The organism is Streptomyces sp. NPDC054770, assembly GCF_053611985.1.
The window spans coordinates 105,984-121,368 of sequence record NZ_JBSHBL010000015.1; the positions used below are offsets into that span (position 1 = coordinate 105,984).

At 71.6% G+C, this 15,385-nt stretch carries 10 protein-coding genes; all 10 read right to left on the reverse strand.

Annotated elements, in window-relative coordinates:
- Nucleotide 1 precedes the first annotated feature (1 nt).
- On the reverse strand, nt 2–1,567 hold the full coding sequence (locus ACWGKQ_RS16280; protein WP_453292567.1) for an apiosidase-like domain-containing protein: 1,566 nt from the start codon (nt 1,565–1,567) through the stop codon (nt 2–4).
- Nucleotides 1,564–4,086, reverse strand: a complete 2,523-nt coding sequence (locus tag ACWGKQ_RS16285; protein ID WP_453292568.1) for a beta-glucosidase — start codon at nt 4,084–4,086, stop codon at nt 1,564–1,566. The genes ACWGKQ_RS16280 and ACWGKQ_RS16285 overlap by 4 nt, the downstream gene beginning before the upstream one ends.
- Nucleotides 4,083–6,275, reverse strand: coding sequence for a beta-galactosidase (locus tag ACWGKQ_RS16290; protein WP_453292569.1), 2,193 nt, complete (start codon nt 6,273–6,275; stop codon nt 4,083–4,085). Before ACWGKQ_RS16290 ends, ACWGKQ_RS16285 begins: the two co-directional genes overlap by 4 nt.
- A 58-nt stretch (nt 6,276–6,333) precedes the next feature.
- A complete protein-coding gene (locus ACWGKQ_RS16295) occupies nt 6,334–7,821 on the reverse strand; it encodes a glycoside hydrolase family 43 protein (RefSeq protein WP_453292570.1) in 1,488 nt (495 codons plus the stop codon).
- Nucleotides 7,818–8,732 (reverse strand): ATP-binding cassette domain-containing protein, encoded by a 915-nt coding sequence (locus ACWGKQ_RS16300; protein ID WP_453292571.1) that lies wholly within the window; start codon nt 8,730–8,732, stop codon nt 7,818–7,820. Before ACWGKQ_RS16300 ends, ACWGKQ_RS16295 begins: the two co-directional genes overlap by 4 nt.
- A complete protein-coding gene (locus tag ACWGKQ_RS16305; protein WP_453292572.1) occupies nt 8,729–10,582 on the reverse strand; it encodes a dipeptide/oligopeptide/nickel ABC transporter permease/ATP-binding protein in 1,854 nt (617 codons plus the stop codon). Before ACWGKQ_RS16305 ends, ACWGKQ_RS16300 begins: the two co-directional genes overlap by 4 nt.
- Complete coding sequence (locus tag ACWGKQ_RS16310; RefSeq protein ID WP_453292573.1) at nt 10,579–11,520, reverse strand: ABC transporter permease; 942 nt, start codon at nt 11,518–11,520, stop codon at nt 10,579–10,581. Before ACWGKQ_RS16310 ends, ACWGKQ_RS16305 begins: the two co-directional genes overlap by 4 nt.
- A 90-nt stretch (nt 11,521–11,610) precedes the next feature.
- The gene (locus ACWGKQ_RS16315) at nt 11,611–13,140 is read right to left on the reverse strand and encodes an ABC transporter substrate-binding protein (protein ID WP_453292574.1); all 1,530 of its coding nucleotides are present in this window, start codon (nt 13,138–13,140) and stop codon (nt 11,611–11,613) included.
- A 371-nt stretch (nt 13,141–13,511) separates the two neighbouring features.
- Complete coding sequence (locus tag ACWGKQ_RS16320) at nt 13,512–14,507, reverse strand: LacI family DNA-binding transcriptional regulator (RefSeq protein ID WP_453292575.1); 996 nt, start codon at nt 14,505–14,507, stop codon at nt 13,512–13,514.
- 118 nt (nt 14,508–14,625) lie between these two features.
- Entirely contained in the window at nt 14,626–15,327 is a 702-nt protein-coding gene (locus ACWGKQ_RS16325) for a hypothetical protein (RefSeq protein ID WP_453292576.1), read from the reverse strand.
- Nucleotides 15,328–15,385: the final 58 nt, after the last annotated feature.

Below are 15,385 nucleotides of genomic sequence, written 5' to 3' on the forward strand. Positions count from 1 at the left end.
GTCAACTCCGGCTCGGGTCGTGGCAGATGTACACCCGTGGGGCCCCGCCCTCGTCAGGGACGGGGTCCCCGGCGGTGGCGCGCACGCCCTCGCGGACGGTCTCGCCGGTCCGGGGGTCGACCACCCGGTAGGGCAGCGGGACGTTCGCCGGATCGGTGACGATCAGCGGACCGCCCTCCTCCGCGTAGCAGAGGTACAGCACGCCGGGGACGGACAGGCCCCGGGGCGCCAGGGCGGACCGCCAGTCCGGCCGCATGTCGGTCAGCGGAAGGCCGTCGAGGATCCGGGAGATCCGCCCGACATGGCGGGAGCCCTCGAAGTCCAGCGCCTCCCGCCAGCCCGCGCCCTCGGCGAGGAAGAACTCCTCGTGTCCGGGTTCGGCGGCGTGCAGCCGCCACTGCCACAGGCTCGCCGCGCCGTACACCACGCCCATCGTGCCGCCGGCGCAGAGGTTGCTCCAGGCCTCGTGCCCCTGCCACCAGCCCGCGGCCCGGCCGGGGCGCCCGGTGTTCTCGTAGGTCGGCTCGCCGTTGGCGACCGCCTTGGCCGGGGTGTTGCGCCACATGTCCGCGACCCGTTCCTGGACGTGCCCGCCCAGGTGGCCGGTCTGGCACCACTGGAAGTGCAGCCAGGCCTCGCTCTGGTGGGCGCGGTTGTCGGAGTGCGGCCGGTAGTGGATACCGCAGGGCTGGCCGTAGCCGTCCCAGCGGCCGACCTCCGCGCCGCCCGCCGCGATCTGCGGTTCGCCGCCCTCGCCGTCGGCACCGACCAGGTAGACGACCGGGGCGGCGCCGTAGCGGGCGACCAGGTAGCGGCAGTAGCGGGCGTACTCCTGCGGCGGGATCACCGGGCCCGCCACCCGCAGCCCCTTCCAGCCGAACCCGTGGAAGAGCGGCTGGAGCACGGGGACGATCCCGTGGTCGCGGAGGATGCCGGTCAGCCGGTCGAGGTACTGGAAGTACGCCGGGTCGAGCACGTTGACGTGACCGGTGGGCAGGTCCTCGAAGCCGACGTCGAACCCTTCGTCGGCGGTGCGGTCGCGCGGGCCGCGCGCGTCCATGTCGGGCTGGACACTCATCAGCAGGGCCGCGTTGAAGCCCTTGGCCCGCCGGTCGGCGGCGTACCGCGTGACCTGCTCCCCGGTGGCCCGCCAGGGCAGGGCCCAGGCGGTGTCGCCGACCAGCAGCGCGGCTGTCCCGTCGGCGTGCACCAGGCTGCGGCCGCCGGGCGACATCCGCCAGAAGCCGTGCCGGTGGAAGGCGTTGCCGTCGTCCGCGGCGGGGCGGACGACGAGCGCCCCGCTCTGCCCGGCCAGTCCGTCGTCCGCGACGGAACAGCCGCTGCGCCAGGTCCAGCGGCCGTCCGTCTCGGGGGAGGCGAACCGGACCCTCCAGACCCGGCCGCCGTCCCAGAAGGCCGGGCGGCGCAGTACGGTCCCGGATTCGTGGGTGAACTCGGCCCATACGTCGACGTCGGTATAGGGGTTGGCGTAGTCGCTTGCGCCGGTCAGAGTGAACTCGGTCTGCTGCCAGGGGGCGATCACCGTTTCCACTCGTGGAGTGGTCATGAGCGGCTGACGGCGATGTCGGCCGTGAGAGGCAGGTTCGTCGACGACGGCCCCGCCTCCAGGGTGAAGGTCCCCGGCTCGACGGCCCAACCGCCCGCCTCGGTGTCCCAGTGCCGCAGCGCCCGCGCGTCCAGCGTCACCGTCGCGACGGCCTCCTCGCCGGCCGCTGCCTCGACCGTGGCGAACCCAGCGAGCCACCGGACCGGGCGCTCCACAGCACTGCCCGGACGGCCGGCGTACACCTGCACGACCTCCTTGCCGTGCCGCGTGCCACTGTTACGTATCCGTACCTCCGCCGTGAAGCCGGTGTCGGGCCGCACCTCGCCGGGGACGTCGATCGAGACGTAGTCCCAGGTGGTGTACCCGAGTCCGTGGCCGAAGCCGTACCGGGGCGGCTGCCAGCCGGCACGGCCGTCGCCCCGGTAGCCGATGAACAGCCCCTCGTCGTAGGCGAGGACGCCGTCGACCGGCTCGGTGGCGGGCAGCCCCCGCTCGGACGCGGGCCAGACCGTCGGCAGCCGTCCGCCCGGCTCCGCCACGCCCAGCAGGACATCGGCGAGCGCGTTGCCGAACTCCTGCCCGGGGAACCAGGCGAGCAGCACCGCCGCCACCTCCTCGGCCCAGGGGAGCAGCACCGGGGCCCCGGAGTTGACCACCACGACGGTACGGGGGTTGGCCTCGGCGACCCGGCGGACGAGTTCGTCCTGGCGGCCGGGCAGGACCAGGCTGTCACGGTCGAAGCCCTCGCTCTCGACCTCCTCGGTGGTGCCGACCACGACCACGGCGACATCGGCCGCCCGGGCGAGCGCCACGGCCCGCTCGATCTCCTCGTCGTCGCTGCCGTGCGGCGGCTGGAGGTTGAGCTGGAACACGGTGACCGCGTCGCCGATGCCGTCGCCCGCGGCGGCGGAGTCGAGGTCGTGGGTGAGGACGACCTCGGTCTCCTCGCCCGCCGCCAGGTCGACGGTGTGGAGGCGCTGGGGCGGAGTCATCAGCCCCTCCACCAGGTCCGCGCCCGGCGGGAGTTGCAGACGTACGTCGAACACCTCCACCCCCGCGACGGACAGCCGGAAGCGTCCGATGCCCGAGCCGCCGATCGCGTACCGGCCGGCGTCGGCCGCCCGGACCACGGTGTGCACCTCCACCCGGGCGACCTGGTCGGTGGGCACCCCGGGGCCGTAGGACCCCATCCAGGTGTAGGCGGCCCCGGCACGGCGCTCGGAGCCGAGCAGGGTGCCGTCCGCGGCGAGGAAGCGCACCTCCGTGCCCGCGCCGGAGCCGTCGGGGTGGCGGAGGTAGGACAGTGCCGCCGCGGGCGTGCGGGTCTGCGGGGTGACGCCGACTCCGTGGGTGATCTCGACGCCGTCGCCCAGGGCGGCGCGGAGGCCGTCGAGGGGTGAGACGGTGTAGGGCGGGAAGACGGTGGCGCTGCCGCCGCCGAGGGTCCGGGCCACGGCGGCGTTGGGGCCCAGGACGGCGATCCTGCTCAACGCCGCGCCGTCCAGCGGCAGTACGGCGTTCTCGTTGCGGGCCAGCACGAACCCGGCGGCGGCCGTCTCGCGCAGCCGGGCCGCCACCGACGCCGTGTCGTACTCCGGCGGCCGGGCGGTGGCGGCCACACCGCTCAGCGCGCCGACCCGGGCGGCGAGCCGCAGCAGCCGCAGCACCTTGTCGTCGACGAGCGCCTCGTCGACCTTGCCCTTGCGCACGGCGGCGACCAGTGCGTCACCCCAGGGGCCGATCGGGCCGGGCATCACCAGGTCGAGTGCGGCGCGTGCGGACGGCTCGGTGGTGCGCACGGCGAACCAGTCCGACATCACCAGCCCGTCGAAACCCCAGTCGTCGTGCAGGACCTCGCGCAGCAGCGGGCTCTCGGTCATCGAGTGCCCGTTGACCCCGTTGTAGGCGGCCATGACGGCCCAGACGCGGCCCTCGCCGACGATCCGCTCGAACGGTGCCAGGTACAGCTCGCGCAGGGCGCGCTCACCGATCCGCGCGTCGACCGTCATCCGCTGGGTCTCCGAGTCGTTGCCGACGAAGTGCTTCACGGTGGCCGCCACCCCGCCGCCCTGGACACCTCGGACATAGGCGACCCCGACCCGCCCGGTGAGCAGCGGGTCCTCGCTGAAGCACTCGAAGTGCCGTCCGCCGTAGGGGGTGCGGTGCAGGTTCACGGTGGGGGCGAGGAGGACGTCCACGCCCTTGCCGCGCGCCTCGCGGGCGAGCAGTCCGCCCAGCCGCTCGACCAGCGGTTCGTCCCAGGTGGCGGCCAGCGCCGTGGGCGAGGGCACGTTGGCGGAGGGGCTGCGCTCGTCCCACAGCTCGCCGCGGACTCCGGCGGGTCCGTCGGAGACGACCAGCCGGCGCAGGCCGACGGCGGGTTCGGGATGGAGGGACCAGAAGTCCGCGCCGGTCAGCAGTCTCACCTTCTGCTCCAGGGTGAGCGCGCCGAGGCGCCTGGCGAACTCGGCTTCGTCGGCCGCGGACGGGGCGTCGGTGGGGGTGGGCTGCCGGGTCACGGCGTCCTCCTCGAAGAAGTGGGGTCGGTGGGGGAAGGGGACAGCACGGGGGCTTCGCCCGTGCGCTCGCCGTCGCGCTCGATGAGCACCCGGACGTCCCAGGGGCCGAGCACGAGCGGGCTTCCGGCGGCGAGGGGCTCACCGGTGAACAGGTCGCGGACGTCCGCCGGTAGGCGGTAACTGGCAGGTTCCCAGGCCCAGTTGTGGACGAAACGCAGGACGGAGCCGTCGGCGGTGGCGGCCGATGTGCAGGTGACGGACGCCGGCCGGTCCGCGCGCCAGGCGTCGGAGGGAAGCGAGACCGCGGCGACCCAGTCCGCGAGGCTGTGCGAGAGCTCGCGGTCCGGGACGGTGCCGACGTACGTCACCCGGCCGTTGCCGTACTCGTGGGCGGTGACGGCGGCGAACTGGCCCAGGTGCGGATGCTCGTACCCGGCGAGGACGGTGGCGCCGTCCGGGATCAGTCCGTCGGCCCATGCGGTGGCCCGCCCGTGCAGGGCGGGTCCGTCCGACGTCCCGTCCCCTGCGGTGATCGTGACCGGGGTCAGCACATTGGTGAACTCCTGGTAGTACGCGCCCGCGGCGGGGCGCAGCACTCCGGGCATGACCGTGTGCCGGGCGACGGCCTCCTCGTCGGCGTAGCCCGTACGGGGAGTGAGGACGAGATGGCCGCCGGCTTCGGCGTACCGGCGCAGCAGATCGAGTGTCGCGTCGTCCGCGACGTACAGCGCGGGGACGACCAGCACCGGCCAGCGGTCGACCAACTCATCTGCGCTGGAGGGGAGTTGTTCCGGGGAAACGATGTCGACGGACAGTCCGGCGTCGAACAGTCCCCGGTAGAACGCGGCGACGATGCGCTCGTAGGACTGCGGATCGCCGAACCAGGCAGGGGTGTTGCCCCGGAGCGGTGCCATGAACTCCATGGCCCAGCGGCTGTCGGCGGACAGCAGCATCGCCACGTCGCTGCGCGGCCGCAGACCTTCGATCGCACTGCCTGCCCGCCGCAACTCCTCGGCGATCACCGAGAGTTCCTGGTAGGTCCGGCCGGGCTCCAGGCTGTGGCCGAGGATGCCGCCCCAGTAGGTCTCGGCGCCGTAGTGCAGGGAGTGCCAGTGCCAGTACTCGATCATCCTGGCGCCGCGCGCGACCATGCTCCACACGGCCTGGCGGGCCTGGCCCCGGTAGAGGGGGAAGTTGTCCGCGGAGCCGCCGATGGAGGTGGCGTTGGTCTCCATGACGAGGAAGGGTTCCTGGCGGATGCCGCGCGCCAGGTCGTTCTGGAGGTAGAGCCAGGCGGGTCCTGACCAGGGGACGAAGAACGGATACAGCCCGTCGGCGGGCTCGTCGGGACCCGGCAGGGCCAGCCCTTCCTGGGTGGCGTAGTAGATGTTCGCCCCGGCGACGTCGAGGGGCCGGCCGATGGCCGAGATGTCCAGGCCCTGTTGGCCGAGCGCGACGCAGGTGGTGACGAAGTGGTGCTCGGGCACGAGGCCGCGGACCAGCTCGGCGTGCCAGGTGAGGTACTCCTGGGTCAGCCGGGACTGGTAGCGGCGCCAGGCGAGGTCGTACGACGGGGTGGAGTTGCCGTCGGGGGTCCACAGGTCCGCCCAGTCCTGGAGACGGTGGGACCAGTAGGTCAGCCCCCAGCGGCGGTTGAGGGTCTCGACGTCGCCGTAGCGTTCGCGGAGGTGGTCCAGGAAGCCCTGGAACACCGAGTCGTTGTGGAAGAGCCGCAGGCCGGGCTCGTTGTCGACCTGCCAGCCGATGACCGCCGGGTGGTCGGCGTAACGCCCCACGATCTTGCGGACCAGCCGCTCGGCGAGATGCCGGAAGGCGGGGTGCGAGTAGTCCGCGTCCTGCCGCATGCCGTACGGGATGGCCTCCCCGGTACGGGAACGGGCCGCCGTCTCCGGGTACTTGCGGCGCAGCCACGGCGGGACGGCGTAGGTCGGGGTGCCCACGATCGCCCTGATGCCACGGTCGTGGGCGGCGTCGAGCACCGGTTGCAGCCAGTCGAGGTCGAACTGCCCCTCGCGGGGTTCCCAGGTCGACCAGACCGACTCGCCGACCCGGATGACGCCGAACCCGGCCTCGGCCATCAGATCGAGGTCCTGTGCGAGCCGCTCGTACGGCTGGTACTCGGTGTAGTAGGCGGCTCCGAAGAGCATGCGCGGGAAGAATGTGCCCATGCGGTGCTGGTGACTTTCTGTCAGGTGCCGGTCGGGTGTCTGGGACGGGACGAAGGCGTCAGTCCTCGCCCCGGTAGCCGAACCGGTCGAAGGCGACGGTTCCTTCGGCGGCGTACATGCCGGCGACACGGCCGGTGAAGGACGCCGAGGTCTCGGCGGAGACATAGCGGCCGTCGAGCACCGCGAGCTCGACCGGTCCGGTGCCGGGGTCGGCGGACAGCCTGACCAGGTCCGGGCCGAGGGCGTCGAGGCCCATACCGCTGACCGGCTCGGTCCTGATCTGCACGGTCACCGGTCCCGGGGGAACCGGCTGCTCCCAGGTCTGGCAGAGCCCGCCCACCCGGGCCCGGGCACGGGCGATGCCGGCCCCCACCTCGATGTCGTAGTGGTGGCGTTCGTCGATCCGCAGGCTCAGCCCGCCGACTCCGCCGGAGCTGTCCACCCGGACCGCGAAGACGGCCGACCGGTGCTGCTGGCGGCGGCCGACGAACCGTGGCCGCGGGTCGTCCATCGTGGAGCCGTCGGCGTGCACGACGAGGTGGCCCGGGCGCTCGGTGAGCGAGGACCAGTCGGCGGCCGGCGTCCGTATCGAGAGCCATTCAGGGCCGAGTTCGGTGCCGGTGAAGTCGTCGTGGCGGACGACCGGTCCGGTGGACGGTGTCAGCTCGACCGGCTGCACCACCGGCCAGCCGTCGACCCACTCCAGCGCGGTGCTGAATGTCTCCCGGCCCATGGGGGAGAAGGCCCTGGTCAGGCCCCCGGGCCGCATGCCCAGCAGGAACAGCGCCCAGCCTCCGTCGGGGGTGCGCACCAGGTCGGCGTGGCCGGTGTTCTGGACCGGCCGGGCGGTGCTGCGGGCGCTGAGCACCGGATTGGCCGGGCAGCCCTCGAAGGGGCCGTCCGGGCGGGAGCCACGGGCGATGCTCACGGCGTGCCCGCGCTCGGTGCCGCCCTCGGCGATCAGGAGGTACCATGTGCCGTCGATCTCGTACAGGTGCGGCGCCTCGGGGAACATCAGCCCGGTACCCGACCACAGCGACCGGGGTTCTTCGAGGGCCCGGCCGGTCTCCAGGTCCATCCGGACCTGCTGGACGCCCAGATGCTCGCCGGCCCGGTCGCCGTCGAGCTGGAGACCCGAGTAGGTGACGAAACAGGTGCCCTCGGAGTCCCAGGCGAGGTCCGGGTCGATACCGGACACCCCCTGCATGACGATGCCGTCGGACCAGGGCCCCTCGGCCCGGTCGGCGGTGAAGATCAGGCTGCCGCGGCCCATCGCGTCGGTGACGACCAGCCAGAAGCGGCCGTCGTGGAACCGGATGGTGGGCGCCCAGGCACCGCCGAGCGTGGGGACCTTCTCCAGCGCGAGCTGCCCCGGGCGGGTCACCACGTTGCCGATCTGCTCCCAGTGCACCAGGTCGCGGCTGTGGAACAGGGGCAGGCCGGGCAGGTATTCGAAGCTGGAGCAGGCGAGGTAGTAGTCGTCGCCGACGCGGGTGATGCTGGGATCCGGGTGGAAGCCGGGGACGGTGGGGTTGGGCAGGGTCATGCTCGGTCTCCCGACGTGGAGGCGATAACGGAGGTGTTCGAGGAGGCGTCGGCCGTCATGGCCGCCGCCAGACGTCGCCGCTCGGCCCGGCGCTCCGCCTGCCGACCCGGGTCGGGCACCGGAGCGGCGAGCAACAGCCGCTGTGTGTAGGGGTGTTCGGGCGTCCTGGTGATCCTCGCCGCATCCCCGGTCTCGACGATCTCCCCGCCGCACATGACCGCCACCCGGTGGCTGATGTGCCGGACCACGGACAGGTCGTGCGTGACGAAGAGGTAGGCGACGCCGGTGCGCTCCTGGATCTCGACGAACAGGTCCAGCACCCGGGCCTGGGTCGACAGGTCCAGTGCGCTGACCGGCTCGTCGCAGACGATGACCCGCGGGTCCCGGGACAGCGCCCGGGCGATGGCGATGCGCTGCCGCTGGCCGCCGGAGAACTCCCGCGGCAGCCGCTCCCCGGCGTCGGCGGGCAGCCGGACCTGGTCGAGCAGGTCCCGCACCCGCTTCTCGGCCTCCGTCCGCGAGGTCCCCGCGACGCGCAGTGGCTCGCTGAGGATGTCGGTCACCGTCATCGCCGGATTGAGCGAGGTGTACGGGTCCTGGAAGACGACCTGGATGTCGTCGCTGAGCGCGCGGCGCTCCTTGCGGCCCAGGCCCGAGATGACCTTGCCGCGGTAGCGGACGGTGCCGGAGGTGACCGGGGCCAGTCCGAGGACGGCCCGGCCCAGGGTGGTCTTGCCGGATCCCGACTCGCCGACCAGCCCGAGGGTCTCGCCGGCGCCGATGGTGATCGACACCCCCTTCAGCACCCGGAACGGCGGCCTGCGCCAGCCTTTCGACGGGTACTCCACGACCACGTCGTCGGCGGCCAGCAGGGGTTCCGCAGGGAGTTCCTCGTCCAGTGTTCCGGTCATGCCGGCCCCTCCTGACCTGCGATGTTCGTGATCGCTGCGATGCCCGTGGTCCCCGCGGCGCGCGCCGGCACGGTGCGGCTGAGCGCGGACCGCGGCTCGGCGTCCTCCAACGTGGACGCCATGAGCATGCGGGTGTACGGGTGCTGCGCACCGGCGAACAACTGCCGTACGGGGGCGGACTCCACCACGGCGCCGGTCTGCATCACCGTGACGCGGTCGCAGATGTCGGCCACCACACCGAAGTCGTGGGTCACCAGGATCACGCCCATGTTCCGCTCGCGCTGCAGGGACCGGATCAGGTCGAGCACCTCGGCCTGCACGGTCACGTCGAGCGCCGTGGTCGGCTCGTCGGCGATCAGCAGGTCCGGTTCGCAGGACACCGCGCCGGCGATGAGGACGCGCTGCGCCATACCGCCCGAGATCTGGTGCGGATAGGAGCGGAAGACCCGTTCCGGGTCTGCGATGCCGACCCGCTCCAGCAGGCCGAGGGTCTTCGCCCGCGCCTCGGCCGCCGGCACCCCGAGGTGCCGGCGCACCGGCTCGACCAGCTGGGAGCCGATACGGAAGGAGGGGTCGAGGTTGGACATCGGCTCCTGCGGCACGTAGGCGATCCGACGGCCGCGGTACCGGTTCAGCTCCGCGCGGCCGAGCCCCGCCAGCTCCTTGCCGTCGAACACCAGTCGGCCGCTGGAGACCCGGGCCTCCCGGGGCAGCAGACCGAGGACGGCGAAGGCGGTCTGGCTCTTGCCCGAGCCCGATTCCCCCACGAGTCCGAGGACTTCACCCCGGCGCACCGTCAGGGAGACACCGTCGACGACCGTCTTCTCTCCCACGGCCCTCGGATAGGAGACCGTCAGGCCTTCGAGGACGAGCAGGGCGTCGTCCGCCGCGGTGGTCTCGGCGGTGACGGGCGGTGCCTTCTTGTCCGCGACCTGCTTGCGGGCCGCAGCGCCGCGCGGCCGCCGCCCGCCGGTCGCGCTCCCGTCCAGCGCATCCCGCAGGGCGTTGCCCAGCAGACCGAACGCTGCGACGGTCACCGCGAGCGCCACTCCGGGCCAGACCATCAGGACCGGCTTGGTGTAGATGTTGCCGAAGGCGTCGTTGAGCATGGAGCCCCAGCTCGCCTGGCTCGCCGAGCCCAGGCCGAGGAACTCGAGCCCGGACTGGATGACGATGCCGAGACCGAGCATCTGGGCGGCCTGGATGATGGTCGGCGCCTGTACGACGGGCAGGATGTGCCGGCGGATGATCCGGGGGTCGGTCAGGCCGGACACCCGCGCCGCGTCCACGTACAGCTCCTCGCGTACGGAGATCACCGAGGCGCGGATCAGCCGGAAGACACCCGGCGACATCAGCACGCCGAAGACCGCCATGGCGACGTACGTGTTCTGCCCCACCGCGGACATCACGACCAGCAGCACGATGATCGCCGGCACGGCCATCAGCAGGTTGGACAGCCAACTGCTCACGGCGTCGAACCACTTGCGGTAGTAGCCGGCCACCAGACCGGCGGGAACACCGATCACCAGGGCGACGGCCACCGCGAGCAGGGCTCCCAGCAGGCTCGTACGAGTGCCGTAGAGCAGCCGGGCCAGGACGTCACGGCCGACGCCGTCACCGCCCAGGGGATGCCTGCCGCTCATCGGGGCCAGGCTGTCGGTCAGTGAGGTGTGGGCCGGGTCCTGGCTGGTCAGGAGCGGGGCGAACAGGCCGGCCAGCGAGATGAGCGCGAGGAGCAGCAGACAGGCCACGGCCACCGGGTCGCGCAGCAGCCGGCGCAGGAGTCCGGCCCGCCCTGATGCGGCGACGGCCACCGTGCGGGCCGTTTCTTCGGGCTGAGGGAGCGTCATCCGACACGCACCTTCGGGTTGAGCCATCCGTACGCGAGGTCCATCAGGATGTTCACCACCACGACGAGGGCGACCATCACCACGACGACGCCCATGACGACCGGGGTGTCGCCCTGGGATCCGGCGGTTGTCGCCTGGCTGCCGATCCCGTTGAGGCCGAAGACCTTCTCGACGACCACCGCGCCGCCGACCAGGCCGATGAACTGCAGGGCCAGCACGGTCAGCGCGGCCGGGGCCGCGTTGCGCAGGGCATGCCGGAACAGCAGGCTCCGCTCGCTGACGCCACGGCTGCGGAGAGTGCGTATGTAGTCGGCGCGCAGTACGTCGACCATGGAGCCGCGCACCTGCTGGGCGGTGGCCGCGATCGCTCCGACGGCGAGCGACAACGCCGGGAGGGTGATCGACCGGAGCCAGCCACCCGCCGAGTCCGCCAGCGGCACGTAACCGGTCGCGGGCAGCCAGCCCAGGTCGACGCCGATCACCACGGCGAACACCAGGGCGACCAGGAAGCTGGGCACGGCGAACCCGAGGACCGCGAGGAACTGCACCAACTGGTCCAGTACGCCCCGGCGGACCGCGGCGGCCGCTCCCAGCACCGTGCTCAGTACCGCCGACAGCAGCAGCGCCGCCAGCACGATCGACAGCGTGACCGGCAGCTTGTTGGCGAGTGAACTCGTCACGGACTCACCGCTGAACCACGAGCTGCCGAGGTTGCCGTGCACCGCGTCCGCGAGCCAGTGCCCGTAGCGGACCACGAAGGGCTGGTCGAGTCCGAGTTCGGCGGACTTGGCGGCCACCTGCTGCCGGGTGGCGGTCTGCCCCACGATCTGGCGCACCGGATCGGAACCGGTGAGACCCATCAACGCGAAGGTCGTGGTCGCGATCACCAGGACCAGGACCAGTCCGGCGGCGATGCGCCGGACCAAGAAAACAATCATCAGTCTCTCCACCTTGCCTTTCCCTGACCGGTGTTGACCGGCGGCCGGGTGGGAGCGGGGCCACCACCCCCGCCCGGCCCGCCGCCCGGCTCAGCCGGCGGGCTTGAAGTTGTAGATCGGCGGAACGGCGGCGAACTCCTGCGGGGTGAAGGTGACGCCCTTGGTCGTCGCGTAGGTGGCCACCACGGAGTCCCAGGGCGCGTTCCACGCCTGGTCGACGAGGTAGGTGTTGAGCTGCTTGAACAGCGCGTCCTGGGCGGCGCCGGTCGCCGACCGGGCCTTGGTGACGAGGTCGGTGACCTTGGCGTCCTCGGTGTGCAGCGGATTCCACAGCGCGCTCTTGGCCACCTCGATCTGGATGGTGTCCCAGGGGCGGAAGGAGGCCAGGGTCATGTAGGACAGCGGGTACTTGCCCGCGAGAAGGGCGCTGATGAACTGGGCGACCGGGATCTTGTCGACCTTGACCTTGATCCCGATGTCCTCCAACTGCTGGACCATGGCCGCCTGCTGGTCCGGGAAGACCGCCGAGACATCCGGGACGGTGACCGAGAAGCCGTGCGGATAGCCCGCCTCGGCCAGCAACTGCTTGGCCTTCGCCGGGTCGTAGGGGTACTTGGAGTTCAGCGAGCTGTCGAAGGCCGAGCCCGCCGGGTTGAAGATCTGGGTCGTCGCCTTGCCCAGCCCCTGCTTCGCCGTCCTGACGATCGTGGAACGGTCGAAGGCGTAGTTCAGGGCCTGGCGGACCCGGACGTCGCCGAGCGCCTTGACGATCTTTCCTGCGCGGTCCCAGATGTACACACCCTCGACGTCACCGGAGGTGTACTCGGTGACGTTCAGCCCGCTGCTCCTGGCCGGTGCGATGTTCTTGGCGCTCGCCAGCAGCGCCCCGTTGACCTGTCCCGAGCGCAGCGCGTTGAGCACGGCGGTCGGATCGGTCAGCGGCTTCAGGACGATCTTGTCGAAGGGGAAGGCGGCCTTGTTCCAGTAGCCCGGATTGCGTACGAAGGTGTACGTGCTGCCCGCCGTGGTGGCGGACTTGTCCAGGGTGTACGGGCCGGAGCCCACCGGGGTGGTCTTGATCGTCCCCGCGGCGATGGCCTTGGGGCTGGCCATCATGCCGGCCACGTTGCCGAGGTTCGGCACCAGCGAGGGGTCGGGGGCCGAGAGCTTGATCGCGACCGTGCTGGCGTTGACCACGTCGACGCCGCTGATGCTCGTGAGCTGGCCCGCCGCCTCGCTGCTGCCCCCCTTGGTGTGCAGCAGATTGGCCTTGACCGCCGCCGCGTCCAGGGCGGTGCCGTCGGTGAACTTGACGCCGCTGCGCAAGGTCAGCGTGAGTACCGTGCGAGCCGCGTTGTACGACCACTTGGTGGCCAGGTTGGGCTTGACCTCGGCCGTCGGGGACAGCCGGAACAGCGAGTCGTACACGGGCTGGTAGTACTGCGCGTTGTTGCCGAGTCCGGCGTCGGCCAGGTCCCACGGCTGCGCCGCGACGAGGGGGGCCAGGGTGAGGGTGCCGCCGGTGGCCGCGTTGCCCGAACCGGAACCTGAGCCCGAGCCGCACGCGGCCGCGGACAACATCAGGGCCGCGGATACGGCCGTCAGCGCGATTCTTCGCATGGGTGCTCCGCTGGTGAGTTGATGACCGGGCGGCGTCGGGCATCGAGCCGCCCGCAAGGGCCTCGGAGGTAAGGGGGGAACCAGGTCCTGACGCGGCCTGGACCGCTCTTGGCGGTCAGCCGTACCTGGCGGGAGGGGTTCTGCCGCCACCGTTTGCGATGGGTTGAAACCAGCCACTGATACGTACAAGTGAAACGTATGCGTAACGTAGCCCCGCCCTAGGCGGGCCACAAGACCCTTGCATCAAGCGTTTTCCGGAAAGCCGGAAATCGGCGGAGCGGCGGCATGACGCGCCGGGGGATGATCTTGGCCGGAATCCGCCCGGAGGAGTCCTGGCCGGGCCGGCGCCCGCGGGGCCCGGCCTGCGTCCGTCAGGCCGACTCGCGTACGACCAGGCTCAGCGGAGTCGCCTGGGGCGGCGTCGGCAGCGATCGGCCGGTCACGCCACTGACGATCATCCGGGCCGCGCGGCCCACGACGACATCGAGGTTGTTGTCGATCGTCGTCAGTGGCGGCATCGCGAAGGGCGCCAGCTTGTCGTTGTCGACACCGATCACGGCCAGGTCGCGGGGGGCGGAGAGGCCCACCCGGCGCATGCCCGCGAGAAGGGCGAAAGCCGTCTCGTCGTTGTACGCGCACACTCCCGTGACGGCTGGGACGGCCGAGTGCCAGTGCTCGGCCGCCGCGGCGGCGGCCGAGATGTCGAGGGGCACCTCCAGCACCACGGGGGGTTCGAGGCCGAGTTCGGCACAGGCGGCGCGGGCGCCGTCGAGCCGCAGGGTCAAGAAGCCCTGGAGCCGGGGGTCCCCGGGAGCGGCATAGCCGACGAGCGTGTGCCCCGTCGCCGCCAGCCGCTCGACCTGCATGGTGCCGATGAGACGCTGGGGAATGGTCAGGACGCCCGGGTCGACCGACGGGCCCATCCCGGCGCTGACCACGTGGATGCCGGCCGCCCTCATGCTGGCCACGTCCTCGGCGGAGACGTCGAAGGTCGTCATCACGGCCGCCGGCATGAGTTCCCGCCACAGCGACTCGAGCGGGGCGTGCCGTTCGCGCCGCGTGACGAGGTTCAGGCCGTGGCGCTCCAGCTCGTCGCCGAGCAGCTCCACCAGGGTCGTCAGGGTGCCGCCCACGGGAACGTCCGGAAGGAACATCAGCACCAGATCGCTGCGGCCCAGGCGGAGCGCGCGTGCGGCGGCCGACGGCTTGTAGCCCAGTTTGGCCACCGCATCCAGCACTTTGCGCCGGGTCTGCTCGGAGATCTTCTGGTGCGGCACGTCGTTCAGCACATAGCTGACCGTGGTCTGCGAGACCCCTGCCTCCTTGGCGACGTCGGTCGCCGTCACGCGGCCGGTGCTGCGCGCCATGGGAGCCTCCCGGGAACATCTTGGACAAGCCGATACAGCGCGCTCGACTCGACGGTGAGCATCACTGAATCGTAACAGTGAGGATGCGGCGGTGTCCGAGAACCCGGACATGACCGGGCTACGCCTGGATGAGGACAGTGAGCCATTCGGCTTCCCGGGGCCGGTACCCGTAGCGATCCCACAGTCCCGACACGATCGCCGGGACGTGGCCGGCTCCGTAGACGACGGCCACCCGGATCGGCTGGGCGCCGCGCTCCGCGTGGATCTCGCCGAGCGCGTCGAGCAACCGCTGGTCGCGCCGCCCCGTCATCGCCTGCTCCACGGGATTGTCGGCCATCATCTCCGCCCGCAGTGTCGAGGGCAGATCCTCGACCGCCAGGTCTTCGTCGAAGAAGACGCTCGGACCGCGCAGGGCGAACACCAGGCCCATCACCGGGGCCGCGACCATGAGCAGCAGGTACATCCACCGCGGCAGTGTCTTCAGGTCCGCGATCGCCTCGGTCGCGGTCACGTCCGGGTTGATGACCGGCACGCCCTTGGGAAGCAGGAACTCGTCGCGCTGTTCCTGCAGGCCGTTGCGCCGTCGGCGGGGGGCGAACCGGTAGGCAAGCGTGAGGGCGCTCACTCCGGCGGACTTCCCCCGGATTCCCTCGAGGACGATGAGGTCGCATTCCCTGAGCCTGAGCCGGACCTGGGAGTAGAACGTCGGCGAGGCCACATGCAGCATCGGGAAGATCACGAACTCGAGCGGCGCCCCCGTCCGCCGCATGGTGATCACAGCAGATCGGACGGAATACCCGGTCACCTCGATGATCTGCATGATTCCCCCGCGAACCTCGCCCGGTCTCGCTTCCGTCCGTATCAGGACACGAGCCTGC